The sequence below is a fragment of the Haloferax sp. SDI50 genome (genome assembly GCF_059802635.1).
The window spans coordinates 2,582,060-2,598,279 of sequence record NZ_JBPULL010000001.1; the positions used below are offsets into that span (position 1 = coordinate 2,582,060).

17 protein-coding genes and 1 pseudogene are annotated in these 16,220 nt (G+C 64.1%); 11 read left to right on the top strand and 7 right to left on the bottom strand.

Annotated elements, in window-relative coordinates:
* Positions 1-49: 49 nt before the first annotated feature.
* The 6 genes from ACSR87_RS13640 to ACSR87_RS13665 all read right to left on the bottom strand — a co-directional run bounded on the left by ACSR87_RS13640 (position 50) and on the right by ACSR87_RS13665 (position 4,957).
* Positions 50-1,147 carry an actin-like salactin gene (locus tag ACSR87_RS13640; protein ID WP_498530836.1) on the bottom strand — a complete coding sequence of 366 codons (1,098 nt, stop codon included), beginning with the start codon at positions 1,145-1,147 and terminating at the stop codon, positions 50-52.
* Between the two features lie 102 nt (positions 1,148-1,249).
* Entirely contained in the window at positions 1,250-1,780 is a 531-nt protein-coding gene (locus tag ACSR87_RS13645) for a FlaD/FlaE family flagellar protein (protein ID WP_004043738.1), read from the bottom strand.
* 293 nt (positions 1,781-2,073) lie between these two features.
* Positions 2,074-2,583, bottom strand: a complete 510-nt coding sequence (locus ACSR87_RS13650; protein WP_498530837.1) for a chemotaxis protein CheD — start codon at positions 2,581-2,583, stop codon at positions 2,074-2,076.
* A 21-nt stretch (positions 2,584-2,604) separates the two neighbouring features.
* Complete coding sequence (locus ACSR87_RS13655; protein ID WP_405310019.1) at positions 2,605-3,792, bottom strand: chemotaxis protein CheC; 1,188 nt, start codon at positions 3,790-3,792, stop codon at positions 2,605-2,607.
* Positions 3,789-4,157: a chemotaxis protein CheY gene (gene cheY / locus ACSR87_RS13660; RefSeq protein WP_004043735.1), complete on the bottom strand. Its 369-nt coding sequence runs from the start codon at positions 4,155-4,157 to the stop codon at positions 3,789-3,791. Before cheY ends, ACSR87_RS13655 begins: the two co-directional genes overlap by 4 nt.
* 146 nt (positions 4,158-4,303) lie before the next feature.
* A complete protein-coding gene (locus ACSR87_RS13665; RefSeq protein WP_498530838.1) occupies positions 4,304-4,957 on the bottom strand; it encodes a DUF7500 family protein in 654 nt (217 codons plus the stop codon).
* Positions 4,958-5,089: 132 nt separating this feature from the next.
* Here ACSR87_RS13665 and ACSR87_RS13670 point away from each other — a divergent pair, with 132 nt between their 5' ends.
* From ACSR87_RS13670 to flgA2, 3 genes are all read left to right on the top strand, one after another.
* Positions 5,090-5,428 carry an ArsR/SmtB family transcription factor gene (locus ACSR87_RS13670; protein ID WP_004043733.1) on the top strand — a complete coding sequence of 113 codons (339 nt, stop codon included), beginning with the start codon at positions 5,090-5,092 and terminating at the stop codon, positions 5,426-5,428.
* A 213-nt stretch (positions 5,429-5,641) separates the two neighbouring features.
* Positions 5,642-6,283 carry an archaellin A1 gene (flgA1, locus tag ACSR87_RS13675; protein ID WP_004063740.1) on the top strand — a complete coding sequence of 214 codons (642 nt, stop codon included), beginning with the start codon at positions 5,642-5,644 and terminating at the stop codon, positions 6,281-6,283.
* A gap of 10 nt (positions 6,284-6,293) precedes the next feature.
* Entirely contained in the window at positions 6,294-6,956 is a 663-nt protein-coding gene (gene flgA2, locus ACSR87_RS13680) for an archaellin A2 (protein ID WP_049896094.1), read from the top strand.
* A gap of 320 nt (positions 6,957-7,276) precedes the next feature.
* On the opposite strand, the gene ACSR87_RS13685 is transcribed toward flgA2, so the two are convergent.
* A complete protein-coding gene (locus ACSR87_RS13685) occupies positions 7,277-8,017 on the bottom strand; it encodes an RAD55 family ATPase (RefSeq protein WP_058567280.1) in 741 nt (246 codons plus the stop codon).
* Positions 8,018-8,311: 294 nt separating this feature from the next.
* Here ACSR87_RS13685 and ACSR87_RS13690 point away from each other — a divergent pair, with 294 nt between their 5' ends.
* From ACSR87_RS13690 to ACSR87_RS13725, 8 genes and pseudogenes are all read left to right on the top strand, one after another.
* Entirely contained in the window at positions 8,312-9,760 is a 1,449-nt protein-coding gene (locus tag ACSR87_RS13690) for a flagella accessory protein C (RefSeq protein WP_498530839.1), read from the top strand.
* A complete protein-coding gene (gene arlF, locus ACSR87_RS13695) occupies positions 9,744-10,181 on the top strand; it encodes an archaellum stator protein ArlF (protein WP_008573863.1) in 438 nt (145 codons plus the stop codon). Before ACSR87_RS13690 ends, arlF begins: the two co-directional genes overlap by 17 nt.
* Positions 10,182-10,631, top strand: coding sequence for an archaellum stator protein ArlG (gene arlG / locus ACSR87_RS13700; RefSeq protein WP_004043727.1), 450 nt, complete (start codon positions 10,182-10,184; stop codon positions 10,629-10,631).
* The gene (gene arlH / locus ACSR87_RS13705) at positions 10,628-11,377 is read left to right on the top strand and encodes an archaellum protein ArlH (protein ID WP_004063732.1); all 750 of its coding nucleotides are present in this window, start codon (positions 10,628-10,630) and stop codon (positions 11,375-11,377) included. Before arlG ends, arlH begins: the two co-directional genes overlap by 4 nt.
* Positions 11,378-13,042 carry an archaellum flagellar ATPase motor FlaI gene (gene flaI, locus ACSR87_RS13710; protein WP_004043725.1) on the top strand — a complete coding sequence of 555 codons (1,665 nt, stop codon included), beginning with the start codon at positions 11,378-11,380 and terminating at the stop codon, positions 13,040-13,042. It abuts the gene before it with no gap.
* 4 nt (positions 13,043-13,046) lie between these two features.
* Positions 13,047-14,789 (top strand): archaellar assembly protein ArlJ/FlaJ, encoded by a 1,743-nt coding sequence (gene arlJ, locus ACSR87_RS13715; protein WP_006600393.1) that lies wholly within the window; start codon positions 13,047-13,049, stop codon positions 14,787-14,789.
* A gap of 101 nt (positions 14,790-14,890) precedes the next feature.
* The gene (locus tag ACSR87_RS13720) at positions 14,891-15,904 is read left to right on the top strand and encodes a CheF family chemotaxis protein (protein WP_008573871.1); all 1,014 of its coding nucleotides are present in this window, start codon (positions 14,891-14,893) and stop codon (positions 15,902-15,904) included.
* 74 nt (positions 15,905-15,978) lie between these two features.
* Positions 15,979-16,172, top strand: a pseudogene (locus tag ACSR87_RS13725) (hypothetical protein).
* The last annotated feature ends 48 nt before the right edge of the window (positions 16,173-16,220 follow it).

A 16,220-nucleotide genomic window follows, 5' to 3' on the forward strand; every position in this document is an offset into this window, starting at 1 on the left:
GGCGGAACACGAGAACGAGACAACGAGCGGAGCCGAGAGCCGAGCGTGTTCAGGTCGCGTTTCGGTCCCGGAGCCGCACCGCGAGCCTGTGTGCGCCCGCGGCCGCGGCGGTCGTCGGGTCGTCGGGAACGACCACGTCTACGGGACGGTCGAGCTCCGCGGCGAGGCGTGATTCGAGTTCTGCGACCAAGCCGGGGATGCACGCCATCCCGCCGGTGACGACCAGCGGGCGTGCGCGAGCGAGCTGATAGGTCTTCATGTGCGAACTCGCCAGCCGCGAGAAGAAGTCGCCGAGTTGGGCGACCGCGTCGTCGAGGTAGTCGTCCAGCGGCTCCATCACGCCCCGTTCGACGGTGAACTCGTGGACGCCGTCGCCGCCGTCTCCGTCCCCGCGTTCGACCGCGTCGGTGAAGGGTTCGAACCCGCCGAAGTCGGCGTGGGTTTCCTTGTACTCGCGGGCGGTGTCGGGGTCGATAGTCGCGCGCCCGTCGGTCTCGGCTTCGACCGCCTCGGCGATGCGCCGGTCGACGCGGTCGCCGGACACCTCTGCGGAGACGAACGGGAGCACCCGCGTTCCGTGTCGGTACGCGCACGCTTCGAGGTTCGTCGAGCCGAGGTCGAGGGCGACGAACACCTCGCTGACCGCCTCGATTCCGTCACCGAGCGCCGGAATCGACGCGCACAGCGATTCCGGGAGCCCTCGCGTGAGCGCCCCCCCGATGCCGCACTCACCGACTGCGGTGCCGAAGTTCGCGAGGCCGACCCTGTCGTCGACGGTCGACATCGCGTAGACGACGGCGCTTTCGGCGGGGAGGTCGTGTCGCTCGCAGAGTTCGCGGACGAACCGCTCGAACAACTCGGCGTCGCGGGCGGTCGCGGGCACGCCCGAGCGAAGCATGAACTCCGCTCGGTCAGCGGACCGCCGGACCGCCTCCTCGTCGTCGCGGACGCGTTCGTCGCCGGGGAGCGCGTCTTCGCCGTCGACCAGACACGAAGGGACCTGAACGGTCGTCGTCGCGTCGCCGTCGTCGAAGACGAGCGTCGTTCGGGCGCTCCCGAACTTGACGCCGACGGCGGTCGGAGCGTCGCGCTCGCCGGACTCGGGCGTCGCGTCAGTGCCGTTGGCCGTGGCTGCGTCGTTCGTCATACGGTATCAACTCGATTCGGACTCGGCGGGGTGGTTCGCGCAGTCATGGGATACACTCAGTTGTCGGAAGGAGAGACCGTGTTCGAGACCCGGCGGTCGGCGTCACACCATCGAGGAGAGGCGGGCGACGTAGACCAGGCTCAGCAGGTGGTCGTCGACGTCGAGGTCGGTCGGTTCGTCGACGTCGGCGGAGAAGCCGAGGAGATAGTCCCGGAGCGTCTCCTCGACGTCCGGCGTGACCCAGCCGACCGTCTGGTAGTACCGGAGGGCGTCCATCGCCCGCTTGAACCCGCTTTTGAGGACGAGGAACTCCAGCCAGTCGAAGACGACGCGCTCCGCGCCGTACTTGTCCGGCAGCGAGCGGAGATACGGCTTTTCGACGCCGTCTTCCTCGCCGCGGGACTGGTGGACGAGCAGGTGTTCGAGTTGGCTCGACCGGAGCGCCTCGGATGCCTCCTGTCGGCTCCGGTCGAAAAGCGGGTTATCGAACCGGAACGGTCCGCGGTCGTCGAATCGGCCGTCGTCGAATCGGCCGTCATCGAATCTACCGTCGCCGTTCCGTCTGGCTCGTGGTGCGTCACGCGCGATACGTCGAAGTTCGTCTGGGTCGTATTCGTCCGGGTCCAGGTACATGGGTCACCTCGTTCAGGACGGCACGAATCCCCTGAGTCCCCCGACTCGGGGCGGCGGAGCGCGCAGCGCGCTGTCCGCGATGTCACACGCGATATCGTACCGTGTCGGTGAAAGCATTCGAAGGAGGCGACATAAATCTATTCGAGACATTATCACTCGTGATATCGTGATGTGCGAGCGCTCGAACTCGGTCGTCGTCATTCGACAGTCGGTGTCGCCGGCGTCCGGGCGGCGAGTGCGGGTCCGTTTCCGACACCGTCGCACCGAGACCGAGAGACAAGGAGCCGAGCCGCTCAGAGAACGTGGGTGCCGCTCTTCGCGCTTCGCACGCGGAGGTCGCCGGTCTCGCTGTCGAGTTCCAGCGAACGGCCGTGGGAGCCGCCGACGTCCTCGGCGACGATGTCGATGCCGAACCCGTCGAGCGTCGTTCGCGTCGCGGCGACGTTTCGGTCGCCGATACTGCCGTCGCCGTCGGCCGAGGTGAAGTCGAACATGGTGCTTCCCCCGGCGATTTTGGCGACGATTCGGTCGGTGTCCGCGCCGACTGCCTGCATCTCTGCGATCAGGAGTTCGACGCCGGTGTCGACGAACTTCGCCGGTTCGCTGCCGTCGTCCGCCTCCGGAAGCATCGCGTGTGCGAGCCCCGAGACGCCGGTCTCGGGGTCGTACAGCGCGACGCCGATACAGGAACCGAGACCGCTCGTCGTCAGCGTGCTCTCGTCGCTGGAGACGGCGAAGTCGGCGATTCCGACCTTGATTCGGCCGGAGCGGGCCGCGGGCGTGTCCGTGGTGTAAACTTGCATTGAGATTCCTCTACGGAGGGGTCACGCGGCGGGCGAGAGTTGCTTGAGCGCCTTGCGCAGCTCCGTCTCGTCGGGGAGCGCGTAGATATCGCAGGTGAACTCGTCGTCGTCCGTTCGAATAGTCGAGTCGATGAGGAACGCGTACTCTTGGGACTGCGCGAGGTCGGTCGCGAGCGGGTCGATGATGGCCGACCCGATGTCGTGGACGTGCTTCGGCGGCGAGATGTCGATGGTCGTTTCGAGCGCGTTCGCCCAGCCGTCGAGGAAGCCGGAGGTCGTGATGTTCCCGATTTCCTGAATCGCGCTCTGGCGCATCGCCTCGTCGCCCTCCATGCCCGGGAGGAGGCTACTGGCGATGTTCTCGGCCGACGGCTCGTCGAAGAGGATGGCGATGTAGCCGCTCGGCGTCCCGCTGAACTCCAAGACGACGCCGCGGCGAACCGCATCGGTCAGCGACATCGGCACGCCCTCGATGGGGACGAAACTCAGCCGACTCACCTCGACGGTCGTGTCGATGCCCGTCATCGCGGTGATGTCCTCGGACGCCTGGGTCGCGCCGTCGTTTATCATCTCGGAGAAGGCGGCGAACGACTCGACCGGGAGCGCGCCATCGTCGCCGCTCGCCTCGACGATGGTCCCGATGGACGCCGCGGTCGGTACCATGTACAGGTCGAACTCGATGGCGTTGTCCGCGGCCTCCAACTGGTTGCGGAAGACGAGGACGTGCTCGTCGTCGCCGCCGTTTTCGAACCCCTCGGCGTCGACGCGGTCGAGCGGGCCGTCGTTCTCGTCGTCGACGTAGGTCGGCGTCGTGATGTCGACGGTGGTGTCGAGATAGTCGGCCCAGCCGTCGATGAAGCCGCCGAGCATGATGTTCGCGACCTCTTTGAGGCTACTCTCAGCGAGTTCGCCGTCGGCGTCGGTGGCGTCGATACCCGGCATCAACGCGTCGACTAACCGCTCTGCGGACTCGGGCGAGAACGCCAACACGGTGTGGCCGTCTAAGCCGCCCGAAAAGCCGATGTGGACGCTCACGAGGTCGCGCTCGGCGAACTCGTTTTCCACGTCCGACTTCGTCCCGAGTTCGACCTTGGTGACGTTGACGTACGTGTCGATGCCCGCGAGCGTGGTCAGCGAACCGGCGGCTTTCTCCGCGCCCGAGTGGGCGAGCCGACTGAACGTGCGGAGCGACCGGACGTCGAGATTCATGCCTCTGCCTGAATCACGTCGGCGATAGCTTGGAGCACGTTCGGCTTCTGGAACGGCTTCGTGATGTAGCCGTCCGCCCCCGCCTCGACCGCTTCGCGCATCTTTTCTTCCTGTCCGACCGACGTGCACATGATAACCGATGCGCCGGCGTCGAGCGACTTGATCTCGGACGTCGCTTCGATGCCGTTTCGAATCGGCATCACGACGTCCATCGTGACGACATCGGGTTCGAGTTCGCGGTAGAGTTCCACCGCTTCGACCCCGTTTTCGGCCTCGCCGACGACTTCGTGTTCACCCTCGAGGAGCTGTTTGAGGAGATTCCGCATGAACGCGGAGTCGTCCACGACCAGTACCTTGCTTGCCATACCTCCAGATTTCCGAAAATCACACCATAAACCCTTCCTCCCCATTATCAAGGCTGATATGGTATGTCGAGGACGAATCACCCGCGTCGCGTCGTGCAGACCGCAGCTATCGTTCCAACGCCCACCCGGGCCGCGTCACCGACGCATCAGCGTCGGCGCGGCGGGAACGACGCGCCGGTGTCTTCGACGGCGTCGAGGAGGTCGCCGATGCTGTCGTCTCGGTCGAGTCCGTTGGCGGTCGCGAGCGCCTCGACGGCACGAACGGGATAGGTAACCTGCACCTCCGAGGCTAAAAGCAGGATACCGAGCACCTCGTCGCGCGGGGTGTCGGCGTTGCCGACGGCGTCGGCGTACCACGAGAGAAACGAGTTGACGACTTCGGTCACGTCGTCGGAGACGGTCTCGTGGCGAGCGACGTTGCCGTCGACGAGCGCGGTGGTGACGAGCGCGTGGTCCGCGCGGACCGCTCCGACGCGCTCTGCGAGCAGGCGTCGAGCGAGCACGGCCCGTTTTTTCGGGTCTTTCGGGAGGACGAGTTCGGGAGCCGCGGCGTCCTCGTCGCGCTCGTCGCCCTCGCCGGAGGTCTCCGTATCGGACCCTGTGGTCTCACCCGAATCGGAGGGCTGGCTCTCGTCGTCTGCCGCGTCGGCGGCCGGCGGCTTGGCCTCCCCGGTCGAGATGACGTACCGGCCCGTGTCGAGCGCCGCGACGTGCTCGTCGCGGCTGATATCGAGTTCGTCCGTCCCGACGACCCCCTGTTCCCGCGGATGATTGGGGGGACGTTCGTCCTCGTCGTCCATCGACGAATGCTCGGTGCCGTGGCATATAATCCCATCGTCACCGTCCGTGGCGGACTCACTACTATGACTGAGAACGTGGCAGATAGCCAACCAACACATTGACAAGCCGCGCGTCCTGATAAATCTCCATCTATGGAGTCTGACAGGACCCTCTCCGCACTGGGAAACGAATACAACCCTGACATCCTCCGTGCCGCGGACGAACCCCACTCGGCACAGGAGTTCAGCGAGATGTTGGACATCCCCATCGCGACCTGTTATCGCCGGATCGAGGAGTTGACGGCGGCGGGCCTCCTCGAACTGCACGACCGGGTTCTCTCCGACGAGCACCGACGAACGAACGTCTACCGCCGTGAAGTCGACGAAATCGTCGTTCGGTTTGAGGGCGACGACTACACGGTCAGCGTGACCGAACGCCCGGAGGTGAAGAACAAACTCGACGACGTGTGGCGGAAGATTACGCAGGACTGAACCGCTCCGACTCCGGACTCTTCTCTTACGTTTTCTGAGACGAGCGCTCGCTGATCGCCCGCGTGAGCGCGCGGAGAATTTTACGTATTGACGCACCGACCCTCCGATATCAGTCTTGATAGTGAGGGCCGTAGCGTTATGTAGGACCTCTCCAAGTTGACGAGTGACGGTTCCCCGCTCCCCACCGAGTGTGGGACCAAACCCACGAAATCTATGTTCGAAAACATCAACGAAGACCGGGGTCAGGTCGGTATCGGGACCCTCATCGTCTTCATCGCGATGGTTCTGGTCGCCGCAATCGCGGCGGGCGTCCTCGTGAACACGGCTGGCTTCCTGCAAGCCACCGCCGAGGACGCCGGACAGCAATCTGTGAACAAGGTCACCAACCGCGTCGACGTCGTCAACGCCCACGGCTTGGTTAACAAGACCGGCGAGGAACGCACCGTCGACCAGATTTTCCTGACGGTCCGCCTCGCGGCCGGTTCGGGGAGTGTCTCTCTCGAAGATACGACGGTCAAGTACCTGAGTGAGACGACCGCGCGAACCCTTACCTACAACGACACCGTCACCGGCTCCGACACGGCAGACCCGGCTAACCTGACGACAGGGAACAACTTCACCGCGGGCGTCCTCGAAGACGGGGACGACTCGTTCGAGGTTCTCAACGAGCAGTCCGACCGCGCGGAGATCGTCATCAACACCTCCACGGTCGAGGGTGCCAACACCACCGGGACGGCCACGGGTCAGACCGTCAAGCTCGACATCACCAGCCGCAACGGTGGCACGACGCAGGTCATCCTGACGATGCCCCAGCAACTCGCCGGCAAGGACAACAACGACCCCATTGCGCTCTGAGGAGATTCAAATGTTCAACAACATCACTGACGACGACCGCGGTCAGGTCGGTATCGGTACGCTCATCGTCTTCATCGCGATGGTTCTGGTCGCCGCAATCGCGGCGGGCGTCCTCGTGAACACGGCCGGCTTCCTGCAGGCGACTGCCGAAGACGCCGGAGAGCAGTCCGTGAACAAGGTCACCAACCGCGTCGAAGTTCTCAACACGCACGGCACGGTCGGCGGCGAAGAGGACATCGACAACATCACGCTCACCGTTCGTCTCGCCGCCGGTTCCGACGCGGTGGACATGAACGAGACCTCGATTAAGTACCTCAGCGGCGACAGCGTCGTCACCCTGACCAACCAGACGGTGACGTCCGGAGCGAACTCCGCGACGAACGACTCCGCGGAAGGCGTCGCAGACAGCGACGAGTTCGGCCTCTCCGAAGTCACCGACGACGACGGCTCGTTCGGCGTCCTCAACAGCATGAACGACCGTTACGAGGTCACCATCGACACGGCCGCAATCGAAACCAGCGACGGTGACGACACTAACCTCACCGGCGGTCTCTCGACGGGCGAGCAGGTCACCCTCGAAATCACCTCTCGCACGGGCGGGACGACGCAGGTCATCCTGACGATGCCCCAGCAACTCGCCGGCAAGACGCAGGGCGAACCCGTCGAACTGTAACCCGGCACCGAAACTTTCCTTTCATTTTATCGACGCCGACTGCCGAGCGGCAGCGCTGTCGTTTGTTCGGAGTGTACGGCCCACAGCGCGACTCGGCCGAGTGACGCTGTCGGTCGCGGCGCTCACGTGACGGGCAACGCCGCAACCGAGTCGCGACGATGAGCCGAGACGAACTGCAAGGAGACAGTAGCTGGTGAGACGAACACGAACAAATCGACGAGTCGGGCGCGTTCTCGTGTGCGAGCGAGTCGAAAGAGCCCGACGGCGAAAACAGAAAGAGCGCAGCGAGACCGGGACAACCGGCCTTCAGGACCGACCCGTTACTCGGTCTCTTCGCCGAACCACGGCGGCGACTCCCCGACCATGGAGAACCCGGCCGCCTGCTCGTATATCTTGATACCCCCCTGTGCGATTTCCAGCGGGAACATGGAGTTCTTGATGCTCTGCTTGCGCATTTTCGCGACCCAGATGTAGCGGTTGCTCGTCGCGCCCGCGGGACTCTGGATGAGGTAGATGTTCCCGTCGGTCAGGAAGTTCTCGAGGCCGATGTCGGTCTCGGGGAAGATGGCCGACTGCTCGGTCGTCAGAAGCGAGGTGAGACCGCTGTCTTTCAGGATGTCGATGAACTTCAACAGATACTGACGCTGTTCTTTCTCGTCGTCGAAAAACAGCTGGAACATCGTCAGCGAGTCGAGGACGAGACGGTCGTAGTTGGTGTCCTGGAGGTCGCCGAGGATGCGGTCGAGCGTCGTCGAGAAGTCGCCGTCGCGAAGGAGCGTCCGCTTGTCGTAGACCTTGATATCGCCGGACTCGACGTACTCGTGCCAGCGGTCGAAGCCGATAGACTCGGCCGCCTCGCGGATGTCGTCTTCCGTCTCTTCGAAGGTGAGATACAGGCCACCCTCATCGAACTGGTCGACGCCGTTGTAGAGATACTGGAGGCCGAGGATGCTCTTCCCTGTCCCCGGGTTGCCGCTGATGAGCACCGCGGCGTTCTTGACGATACCGCCGTTCAGGATGGAATCGAGTCCTTCGACACCGGTCTTGACTAGTTCTGTCATGGTTGTGTTGAAACGGGTGTTGGCTGTCGGGGGAATGTCCGTGCCGACGCCGGATAATTCTTCTTACCGCCGCTACGCCGTCGTCTGACTTTTATTACACGTTCGTCGCACAGAAATTCATGGCCGCGAAAATATCGGGACTGATAACGGGACGGGAACTTTCTTGTACCGACTTACGTACCTTGCACCAATGTTACCTGCTCCCCCGAGTGCGTCGGACCTCCCCGGCCGGTTCGCCGCTCGGCCGGGTGACAGGCCGTCGCTCGAACGAATCGCCCCGCAGACGGTGCGGAGGTGCTCGCCGCGAGCATGATGGAGTGGCAGAACGACGAAGACACGGCCGACGCCGGGGACGAAACGGACACGGAAGAACAACATATGTCATCAGACGATGGACTTGGATTCGAGGAGGGAATCGACGACCTCTCCGACGAGTTTGGTGACTTCGGCGACGACCTCGACGACGGATTCGACGACGACGAATTCGGCGGATTCGGTGACGACAACAGCGAGGAACTCGCAGAGCTCGAAGATCGCGTCGGCGAACTCGAGAACGAAGTAAGCGCCATCTCGTCGGGGATGAACACCGTCCGCGAAGAGAACAAACAGATCGGTGAGACAGTCGAAGAGCTCGACGACACGATTCGCAAACTGCTCGACATCTACGAGATGGTCACCCGCGGCATCAACCCGTTCGTCGACGACGCCCGCGAGATGGGCGGCCTCGACGGCGGCGGCGCGTTCGGCCTCTTCGAGGCGGAAGCCGAGGACGAAGAGCATCTCGACCCCGAGGTGGCGAACGCCGACGCCGAGTCGTTCTTCGACGACGACTTCGGCGAACTCGACGCCGAGGAGGGCGCGAAAGAAGCGGAGCTCGCCGCGGAGGACGAACTCGCGGAAGCGGAGCGCGAGAGCCCCGCGGACGTGCTCGACGACGAGGACGGCGAAGCCGACGAGACCGACGACGCGGGCGGTGCGGGCGGCGCGAGCTTCGACGACCTCAAAGAACAGTACGAGGAGGGCGACGGCTGGGACGATGAGGACGACGCGGCGGCGGACGACGCCGAAACGGACCTCGACGACGCGGCGGTCGACCTCGAAGACGAGGACGACGAAGCGCTCGACGACGCCGACCCGCTCGACTCCGAGACGGCGGACGACGCGGAGGAAGACGACGAGCCGGGCGACATGGTGTCCGACGAATCCGACCGCGAATCCGAGACCGACCCGGCCCCCGAGATTGAGGACGGCGAGCAGGACGCCGACGGCGACGTCCGCAAGACGCTCGACGAACTGGAGGCCGAGTACGCCACCGCGGCGGGAACCAAAGACGAACTGTCGGACGACGACGAGGACGGCACAGTCGCGGAACCCGAGTCGTCCGCGTCGGTCGAGGAGTCCGACGCCTACCTGACGACGCTCCCGTCGAACTACGTCTCCGAGGTGCTCGTCCTCGAGTGGGCCGAACACCTCGTCGCGGTCGGCGGCGCGCTCGGCGCGTCGCGTGCGCTCCGCCAGTATCGGGAGCAGGACTGGATATCGCGCGCCGTCGAAAGCGAACTGAACGCCCACGTCGGACAGATAGCGCCATCGGTCGAAGACGCCGACGACCACGAACTCCGCATCGACGACCACCAGACGAGCCTCGCGTACGTCTGCCGGCTTGCGGAGGACGTTCCGCGGGGACAGCTGTACGAGGAGTTGGTCGCCTACGGGGGGAGATTCGATGGGATTCGGTGTTAGCGGCTCGACCGCCATCATCTTCCTCGGCGTCCTCATCGCCACGGGAACGCTGTACACGGCGACATCCAACGCGTCGGAGAACGTACTCGAAGCGCAGGACGCCGACGCGGAGCGGGCGCTCGAACGGACGAACACGGACATCGCCGTCACGAACGCGACCTACGACACGAACAACACGAGCCTCACGGTGAACCTGACGAACGTCGGTTCGGAGACGCTCTCGGTGAGCGAGACCACGTTGCTCGTCGACAACGCCTACGTCGACGTGCCGTCGGCCAACGCGAGCGTCGACGGCGACGCCGGAACCGACCTCTGGTACGCCGGCGAGAACCTCTCGTTCGTCGTAGGGGTCGACCCGACCCCCGAACGGGTGAAAGTCGTCACCGGAAGCGGCGTCGCAGCCACGGAGGCGGTGAGCTAGATGGCCGACATCTCCGTTCCGAGCCTCATCCTGTTCATCGCCAGCATCGTCGTCGCCGCCGGCGTCTCGGGCGTCCTCATCGACACCGTGACCGGTATCAGCAGTTCGCTCGACGAGCGCGGCGGCGACGTGAGCACAGAGATCAGAACAGACATCGAAGTCATAAGCGACCCGCAGGCGGGCGTCTACGACGGCGGGAGCGACAACCTCTCGATATACGTCAAGAACACCGGCCTCAGGACGCTCCCGGCGGCCAGCGGCGGCTTCGATATCATCGTCGGCGGACAGTATCAGACCAACGTCACGGTGAACGTCGTCGACGGCACCGAGTGGCGGCCGAGCAACGTCATCGAACTCACGGTGACGGACATCGCGCTGAGTTCGGGCGACTACCGGATGACCATCGTCGTCGACGGTGACGAAGAGGTGTTCGAATTCCGCGTACCATGAGCAGTCAATTCTCTCTCGGGCTATCCGGGCACGACCGTCTCGAAAAGGAACTCGGCGGCGGCATCCCCAAGGGTGCCATCGTCCTCATCGAAGGGGACTACGGCGCCGGCAAAAGCGTGCTGTCGCAGCGATTCAGCTACGGCCTCTGCGACGAGGAAACGGTGGTGACGCTCGTCTCGACCGAGCTGGGCGTCCGCGGCTTCCTCGACCAGATGCACTCGCTTTCGTACGACATCGTCAAGCATCTGCTCGACGAGCAGATTCTGTTCCTTCAGGCCGAAATCGACAGCAGCGGCGCGCTCTCCGGCGGAAGCAGCCAAGAGGAGCGCAAACAGCTCCTCCGGCGGCTGATGGACGCCGAGACGCTCTGGGACGCCGACGTCATCATCATCGACACGTTCGACGCCATCCTGCGCAACGACCCGCAGTTCGAGGCGCTGGTCCGGCAGAACGACGAGCGGCAGGCCGCCCTCGAAATCATCTCGTTTTTCCGCGAGCTGACGACGAAGGGCAAGACCATCATCATCACCGTCGACCCGTCGTCGGTCGACGAGGGCTCTATCGGCCCGTTCCGCTCTATCGCCGACGTCTACTTCGAACTGGAGATGGTGGAGGTCGGCAACGACGTTCGCCGGAACATCTTCGTGAAGCGCTTCGCGGGGATGGGCCAGCAGGTCGGAGACCGCGTCGGCTTCTCGGTCCGGTCGGGTATCGGGCTCGTCATCGAGTCGAGGAGCGTGGCGTAGATGGCGACCGAACACGGCTCCGCCAGGCTGTCGGACGACCTCAAGCGCCTCGCGATGCAGTGGCCGCACCTGCGGGACCACCTCAAGCGGTTCCGGCAGATTACCGGCGAGTTCCCGATGCTCGTCGACGAGCCGGGCGACTACGAGTCCCGGCGTCCGAACATCATCTACCCGCTGGGCGGCCCCGTGTTCTGCCAGATATACGGCAACTTCGGCGAGACGACGAAGTACTACACCATCGAACCCGAGATGGACGACGACGAACTCGAGGTGTTCGGCCGGGTCAAGGACAAACTGCTCGAACGCAGCGTCTCGAAGCCGGCACCCGAAGAAAGCGCCGACTACGAGGAGCGCATCGAGGAGTTGCTCTCCGAAATCGTCCACATCGAGGGCGACGACCGCGGGCCGCTCGGCTCCGTGGCCAAGCGACTCGACGTGGCCGGCATCGAAGTCTCGCAGACGACGTACGACAAGATACAGTACCGGCTCGTCCGCGACATCGTCGGCCTCGGGCCGCTCGAACCCATCATGCGCGACCCGGAGAACGAGGACATTCACGTCATCGGTCCCGCCCAGGTCGACGTCGACCACGGCACGTTCGGCCTCCTGGAGACGAGCGTCGAGTTCGACAGCACGGAGCAGTTCGACAACTGGCTCCGCAACATGGGCGAACGAATCGGTGACCCCGTCTCCGACGCCCACCCCATCGTGGACTCCACGCTCCCCGACGGCTCGCGTATCAACATCATCTACTCCGACGACGTGTCGCTGAAGGGGTCGTCGCTCACCATCCGTCAGGGCGACGACGTGCCGCTTTCGATCTTCCAGATTACGAAGTGGGGAACGCTCTCGCCGGAGTTGGCCGCGTACCTCTGGATCGCGCTGGAGAACGAACGAACCATCTTCGTGGTCGGGGAGACGGCGTCGGGCAAGACCACGACGCTCAACGCCATCCTCTCGTTCATCCCGCAGGACTCGAAGATTTACACGGCGGAGGACACCGCCGAGGTGCTCCCGCCGCACGACACGTGGCAGCAACTGCTCACCCGCGAGGGCCGCGGCTCCGACTCCGAAGTCGACATGTTCGACCTCGTCGCGGCCGCGCTCCGCTCTCGCCCCGACTACATCATCGTCGGGGAGGTCCGTGGCGAGGAGGGGCGCATGGCGTTCCAGGCGGCCCAGACCGGCCACCCGGTGATGCTGACGTTCCACGCGTCCGACATCGTCTCGATGATTCAGCGTTTCACCGGCGACCCCATCAACGTCCCCGAGACGTTCATGGACAACTGCGACATCGCGCTGTTCCAGAACCGCGTCCGCCGGGGCAACGACATCCTCCGCCGGGTGACGAGCGTCCAAGAAATCGAGGGCTACTCGAAGGAGATGGGCGGCGTCGTCACCCGCGAGGCGTTCTACTGGGACCCCGTCCAAGACGAGATCGTCTTCCAGGGGATGAACAACTCCTTCATCATGGAACAGAAGGTGGCGACGCTCCTCGGCTACGACGACACGCGGAAAATCTACGACGACATCCAGTTCCGCGCCGAACTCGTCCGCCGGGCGATTCAGGAGAACGTCCTCGGCTACCACGAGGTGAACGAGCTCATCGAGGACTACCAGCGCGACGGCGTCGAAGGACTGCCGTTCGACATGGCGAGGGTGTAACGAGATGGCAGGGGAACAGAGCACGTCGATGCAGGCGGTGCAGGTCCGGGACTTCATCAGCGACATCATCGAGTCGTACGAGCAGATGCCGATGGAGCTGCCGCGGTACCTGCTCGCGGTGCTCGGCCCTGCCATCGTGTTTTTCTTCCTCTCTGTGGCCGGTGCCATCGCGCTTCCCCTTCCCCTCCTCGTCCGCATCCCCGTGTTCCTCCTCGGCGTGTTGCTCTTGGGCGGGGCCGTCCTCTACCCGCGGCTCCTCGTCGAACAGACGCGCCGCAGCTTGGAGAACCAACTGCACCTGCTTATCACGCACATGACCGTGCTCTCGACGACGAACATCGACCGCGTCGCCGTGTTCCGAACGCTCGCGCGCGAAGAGGAATACGGCGAGTTGGCGACCGAGATGAACCGCATCGTCCAGCTCGTCGACGCGTGGAACCAGTCGCTCGACGACGCCTGTCAGCGCCGGGCGCGGGAGGTTCCGTCGAAGCCGCTCGCTGACTTCCTCGACCGGCTCGCGTACTCCATCAACGCGGGGCAGAGCATCGACGACTTCCTCCTCGGCGAGCAGAACGCGATGATTCAAAAGTACATCACCGTCTACGAGAGCGCCCTCGGGAACCTGGAGGTCATGAAGGACCTCTACCTCTCGATGATCCTGTCGATGACGTTCGCCATCATCAACGCCATCGTGCTCCCCATCCTGACAGGGACCGACGCGACGATGACCATCGGCGCGGTCATCGTGCTGTTCGTCTTCGTGCAGTTGGGTTTTTACTTCGTCATCCGGACGATGTCGCCGCACGACCCGCTGTGGTACCACCAGCGGGAGTACCGGACGAAGGCGAACCGGCAGATAGACATCACGCTGTACGGTGCGGTCGGCCTCTCTATCACGATGGTGCTCGTGCTCGCGTTGGGCACGTTCAACCTGACCCCCGTCGGCGCGACGGTTCGGCCCATCATGATTGAGCTCCCGATTCCGCTTCTCATCTCGACGCCGCTGACGCCGCTCGCGGTCCCCGGTATCGTCGCGCGCCGCCACGAGAAACGCATCGGCGAGCGCGACGAGGAGTACCCCGGCTTCATCCGGGCGCTCGGGGCCTCGGAGACGGCGAAACAGAGCACGACGACGGCCGTCCTGAAGACGCTCAAGACGAAGGACTTCGGCGTCCTCTCGCGTGAAATCGCCCGGCTGTACACGCGGCTTCGGATGCGACTCGACCCCGACCGCTCGTGGTTCTTCTTCACCGCGGAGACGAACTCCTACCTCGTCCAGAAGTTCTCCGAGATGTACAACGTCGGCCGGTCGATGGGTGGCAAGCCGAAGCTTCTCGGTGAACTCATCAGCCGCAACATGAACGAGATTATCAAGCTCCGCCGGCAGCGAAAGCAGTCGACGGTGACCCTCATCGGCGTCCTCTACGGCATCACGGCCTCCGCGTCGTTCGCCTTCTTCATCGGGCTGGAAGTCGTCGAGATTCTCGCGTCGTTTTCGACGGAGATGAACCTCGACAGCCTCCAGTTCGGGACGCTCATCTACGCCGGCGTCTACGACGTGCCCTTTATCGAGTACATGCTGACGCTCATCATCCTGTTCAACGCCCTCCTGTCGTCGCTCATGATTCGGATGGTCGACGGGGGGCACAAGGCGAACGCGTACCTCCACTTCGTGATGCTCGTCTGGGTTGGCTCCCTGATGGCGGTCGCGACCTCGTCGCTCGCAGGAGCGCTGATTAGTGTATGACTGACGACGGACCACAGAGACAGACCCGAGATACGATGCCAGACACAGGAGGCGAACAGACCGCACAGGAGGCCCGTTCCCGCGCGCCCGAGGGGGGCGACGTGGCGAAAAGCGATCTCCTGCAGGCGTACCGTCGGAAGAAGTCCGAGCCGTCGGACGAACGCGAGGAACAAGAACGGGAGCGCTCGAAGAAGCAGACGGAAAAACAGACCAGCGACGGCGAGTCAATCGTCGTCGACTTCGTCGCCAACTTCGTCGCCGGCGGCAACGCCTCGTTCGAACCCGTCAAGGGCCGCGTCCTGATGAGCCAGCGGCGGCTCATCCTCGCCACGTCGAAGGCGAAGACCGTCATTCCCATCACGTCCATCTTCGACATCGCCGTCGGGCAGGTTCCCCCGGAGGTCGAGGAGTTCTTCGACTACACGGTGATGGTCGGCTACATCATCGGCCGCCAGCGACGGACGACCGTCATCGGCGGCGACCGCGAGACCATCGAGAAGTTCTCGCTGCTGTTGTTCCGCGCGGCGCTCAACGGCTCGCGCGCGCAGGTCACCCACCCGGCCCGCATCGGCGGCCGCGTCCTCGACACGGAGCGCCGACCCTCGGGCCTGCATCTCGACTACGAGGCCGTCACGTTCCCCGACGACGACGGCCCGCTCACCGAGAACGGCGAGCCGTTCCACATCGACCTCGCGAGCGTCATCTTCTTCGAGGTGCTCGAACGGACCGTCGACGGCGAAACGCGACTGGTGCTTTCGGTCCAGCACGTCAAACAGGGCCAGACGGTCACCTCCGAGATAACGCTCGACTCGCGGCGGAAGATGAACATTCTCGGGCGCTACCTCAGACTCGTCTACCACTGGATAAAGTCGGGCGTCCGCGACGTCGAAATCACCGAACAGGGCCTCGAAGTCCTCGTCGGGCTGTACTCCGCCGGCGAGATGGCCGCCGAGGTCGACTTCAGCGAACTCCTCGGCGTCGAAGAGGAAGTCCTCGAAGCGGAACTGGAGACACTCCACGAGGAGGAACTCATCGGCGACGACGAACTGCCGACCTCGCTGACGCCGCAGGGCCGGTTCGTCGTCAACGAGGAAATCGAAGACGTGAACGTCTGACGCTGTTTTTCTGGCGGAAGCGGTTCCGTCCGTGGTTGGGAATAACTATCAACCACACAACCAATCCAACCTCCATGCGGACACGGACCTCGGCGCTCGTCGGGCTGGGACTCGGAAGTGCAGTCAGCTACTCCTTCGGCTTCCGACACGGCGACGTGTTGGTCGGTGTCGTCTTCCTTCTCACGTACTCTTAGCCGGGGTCTGGTTGGGTGGCGTCTACGCCGGAATCGCGCTCGAACGCGCCTCGCGGCGCGCGAGCGACGACTGACGAGCGCGACGCGTCGCTCCGGATTCGACGACTGCGCCGCGAAAAACC

What these genes read in the sequence shown, in the direction of transcription:
- ACSR87_RS13670 (WP_004043733.1), top strand. Translation starts at nt 5,090, where the DNA reads ATGGAGTCTGACAGGACCCTCTCCGCACTGGGAAACGAATACAACCCT.
- flgA2 (WP_049896094.1), top strand. Translation starts at nt 6,294, where the DNA reads ATGTTCAACAACATCACTGACGACGACCGCGGTCAGGTCGGTATCGGT.
- ACSR87_RS13645 (WP_004043738.1), bottom strand. Translation starts at nt 1,780, where the DNA reads ATGTACCTGGACCCGGACGAATACGACCCAGACGAACTTCGACGTATC.
- ACSR87_RS13655 (WP_405310019.1), bottom strand. Translation starts at nt 3,792, where the DNA reads ATGAATCTCGACGTCCGGTCGCTCCGCACGTTCAGTCGGCTCGCCCAC.
- ACSR87_RS13640 (WP_498530836.1), bottom strand. Translation starts at nt 1,147, where the DNA reads ATGACGAACGACGCAGCCACGGCCAACGGCACTGACGCGACGCCCGAG.
- arlJ (WP_006600393.1), top strand. Translation starts at nt 13,047, where the DNA reads ATGGCAGGGGAACAGAGCACGTCGATGCAGGCGGTGCAGGTCCGGGAC.
- arlG (WP_004043727.1), top strand. Translation starts at nt 10,182, where the DNA reads ATGGCCGACATCTCCGTTCCGAGCCTCATCCTGTTCATCGCCAGCATC.
- flgA1 (WP_004063740.1), top strand. Translation starts at nt 5,642, where the DNA reads ATGTTCGAAAACATCAACGAAGACCGGGGTCAGGTCGGTATCGGGACC.
- ACSR87_RS13685 (WP_058567280.1), bottom strand. Translation starts at nt 8,017, where the DNA reads ATGACAGAACTAGTCAAGACCGGTGTCGAAGGACTCGATTCCATCCTG.
- ACSR87_RS13665 (WP_498530838.1), bottom strand. Translation starts at nt 4,957, where the DNA reads ATGGACGACGAGGACGAACGTCCCCCCAATCATCCGCGGGAACAGGGG.
- arlF (WP_008573863.1), top strand. Translation starts at nt 9,744, where the DNA reads ATGGGATTCGGTGTTAGCGGCTCGACCGCCATCATCTTCCTCGGCGTC.
- cheY (WP_004043735.1), bottom strand. Translation starts at nt 4,157, where the DNA reads ATGGCAAGCAAGGTACTGGTCGTGGACGACTCCGCGTTCATGCGGAAT.
- flaI (WP_004043725.1), top strand. Translation starts at nt 11,378, where the DNA reads ATGGCGACCGAACACGGCTCCGCCAGGCTGTCGGACGACCTCAAGCGC.
- ACSR87_RS13650 (WP_498530837.1), bottom strand. Translation starts at nt 2,583, where the DNA reads ATGCAAGTTTACACCACGGACACGCCCGCGGCCCGCTCCGGCCGAATC.
- arlH (WP_004063732.1), top strand. Translation starts at nt 10,628, where the DNA reads ATGAGCAGTCAATTCTCTCTCGGGCTATCCGGGCACGACCGTCTCGAA.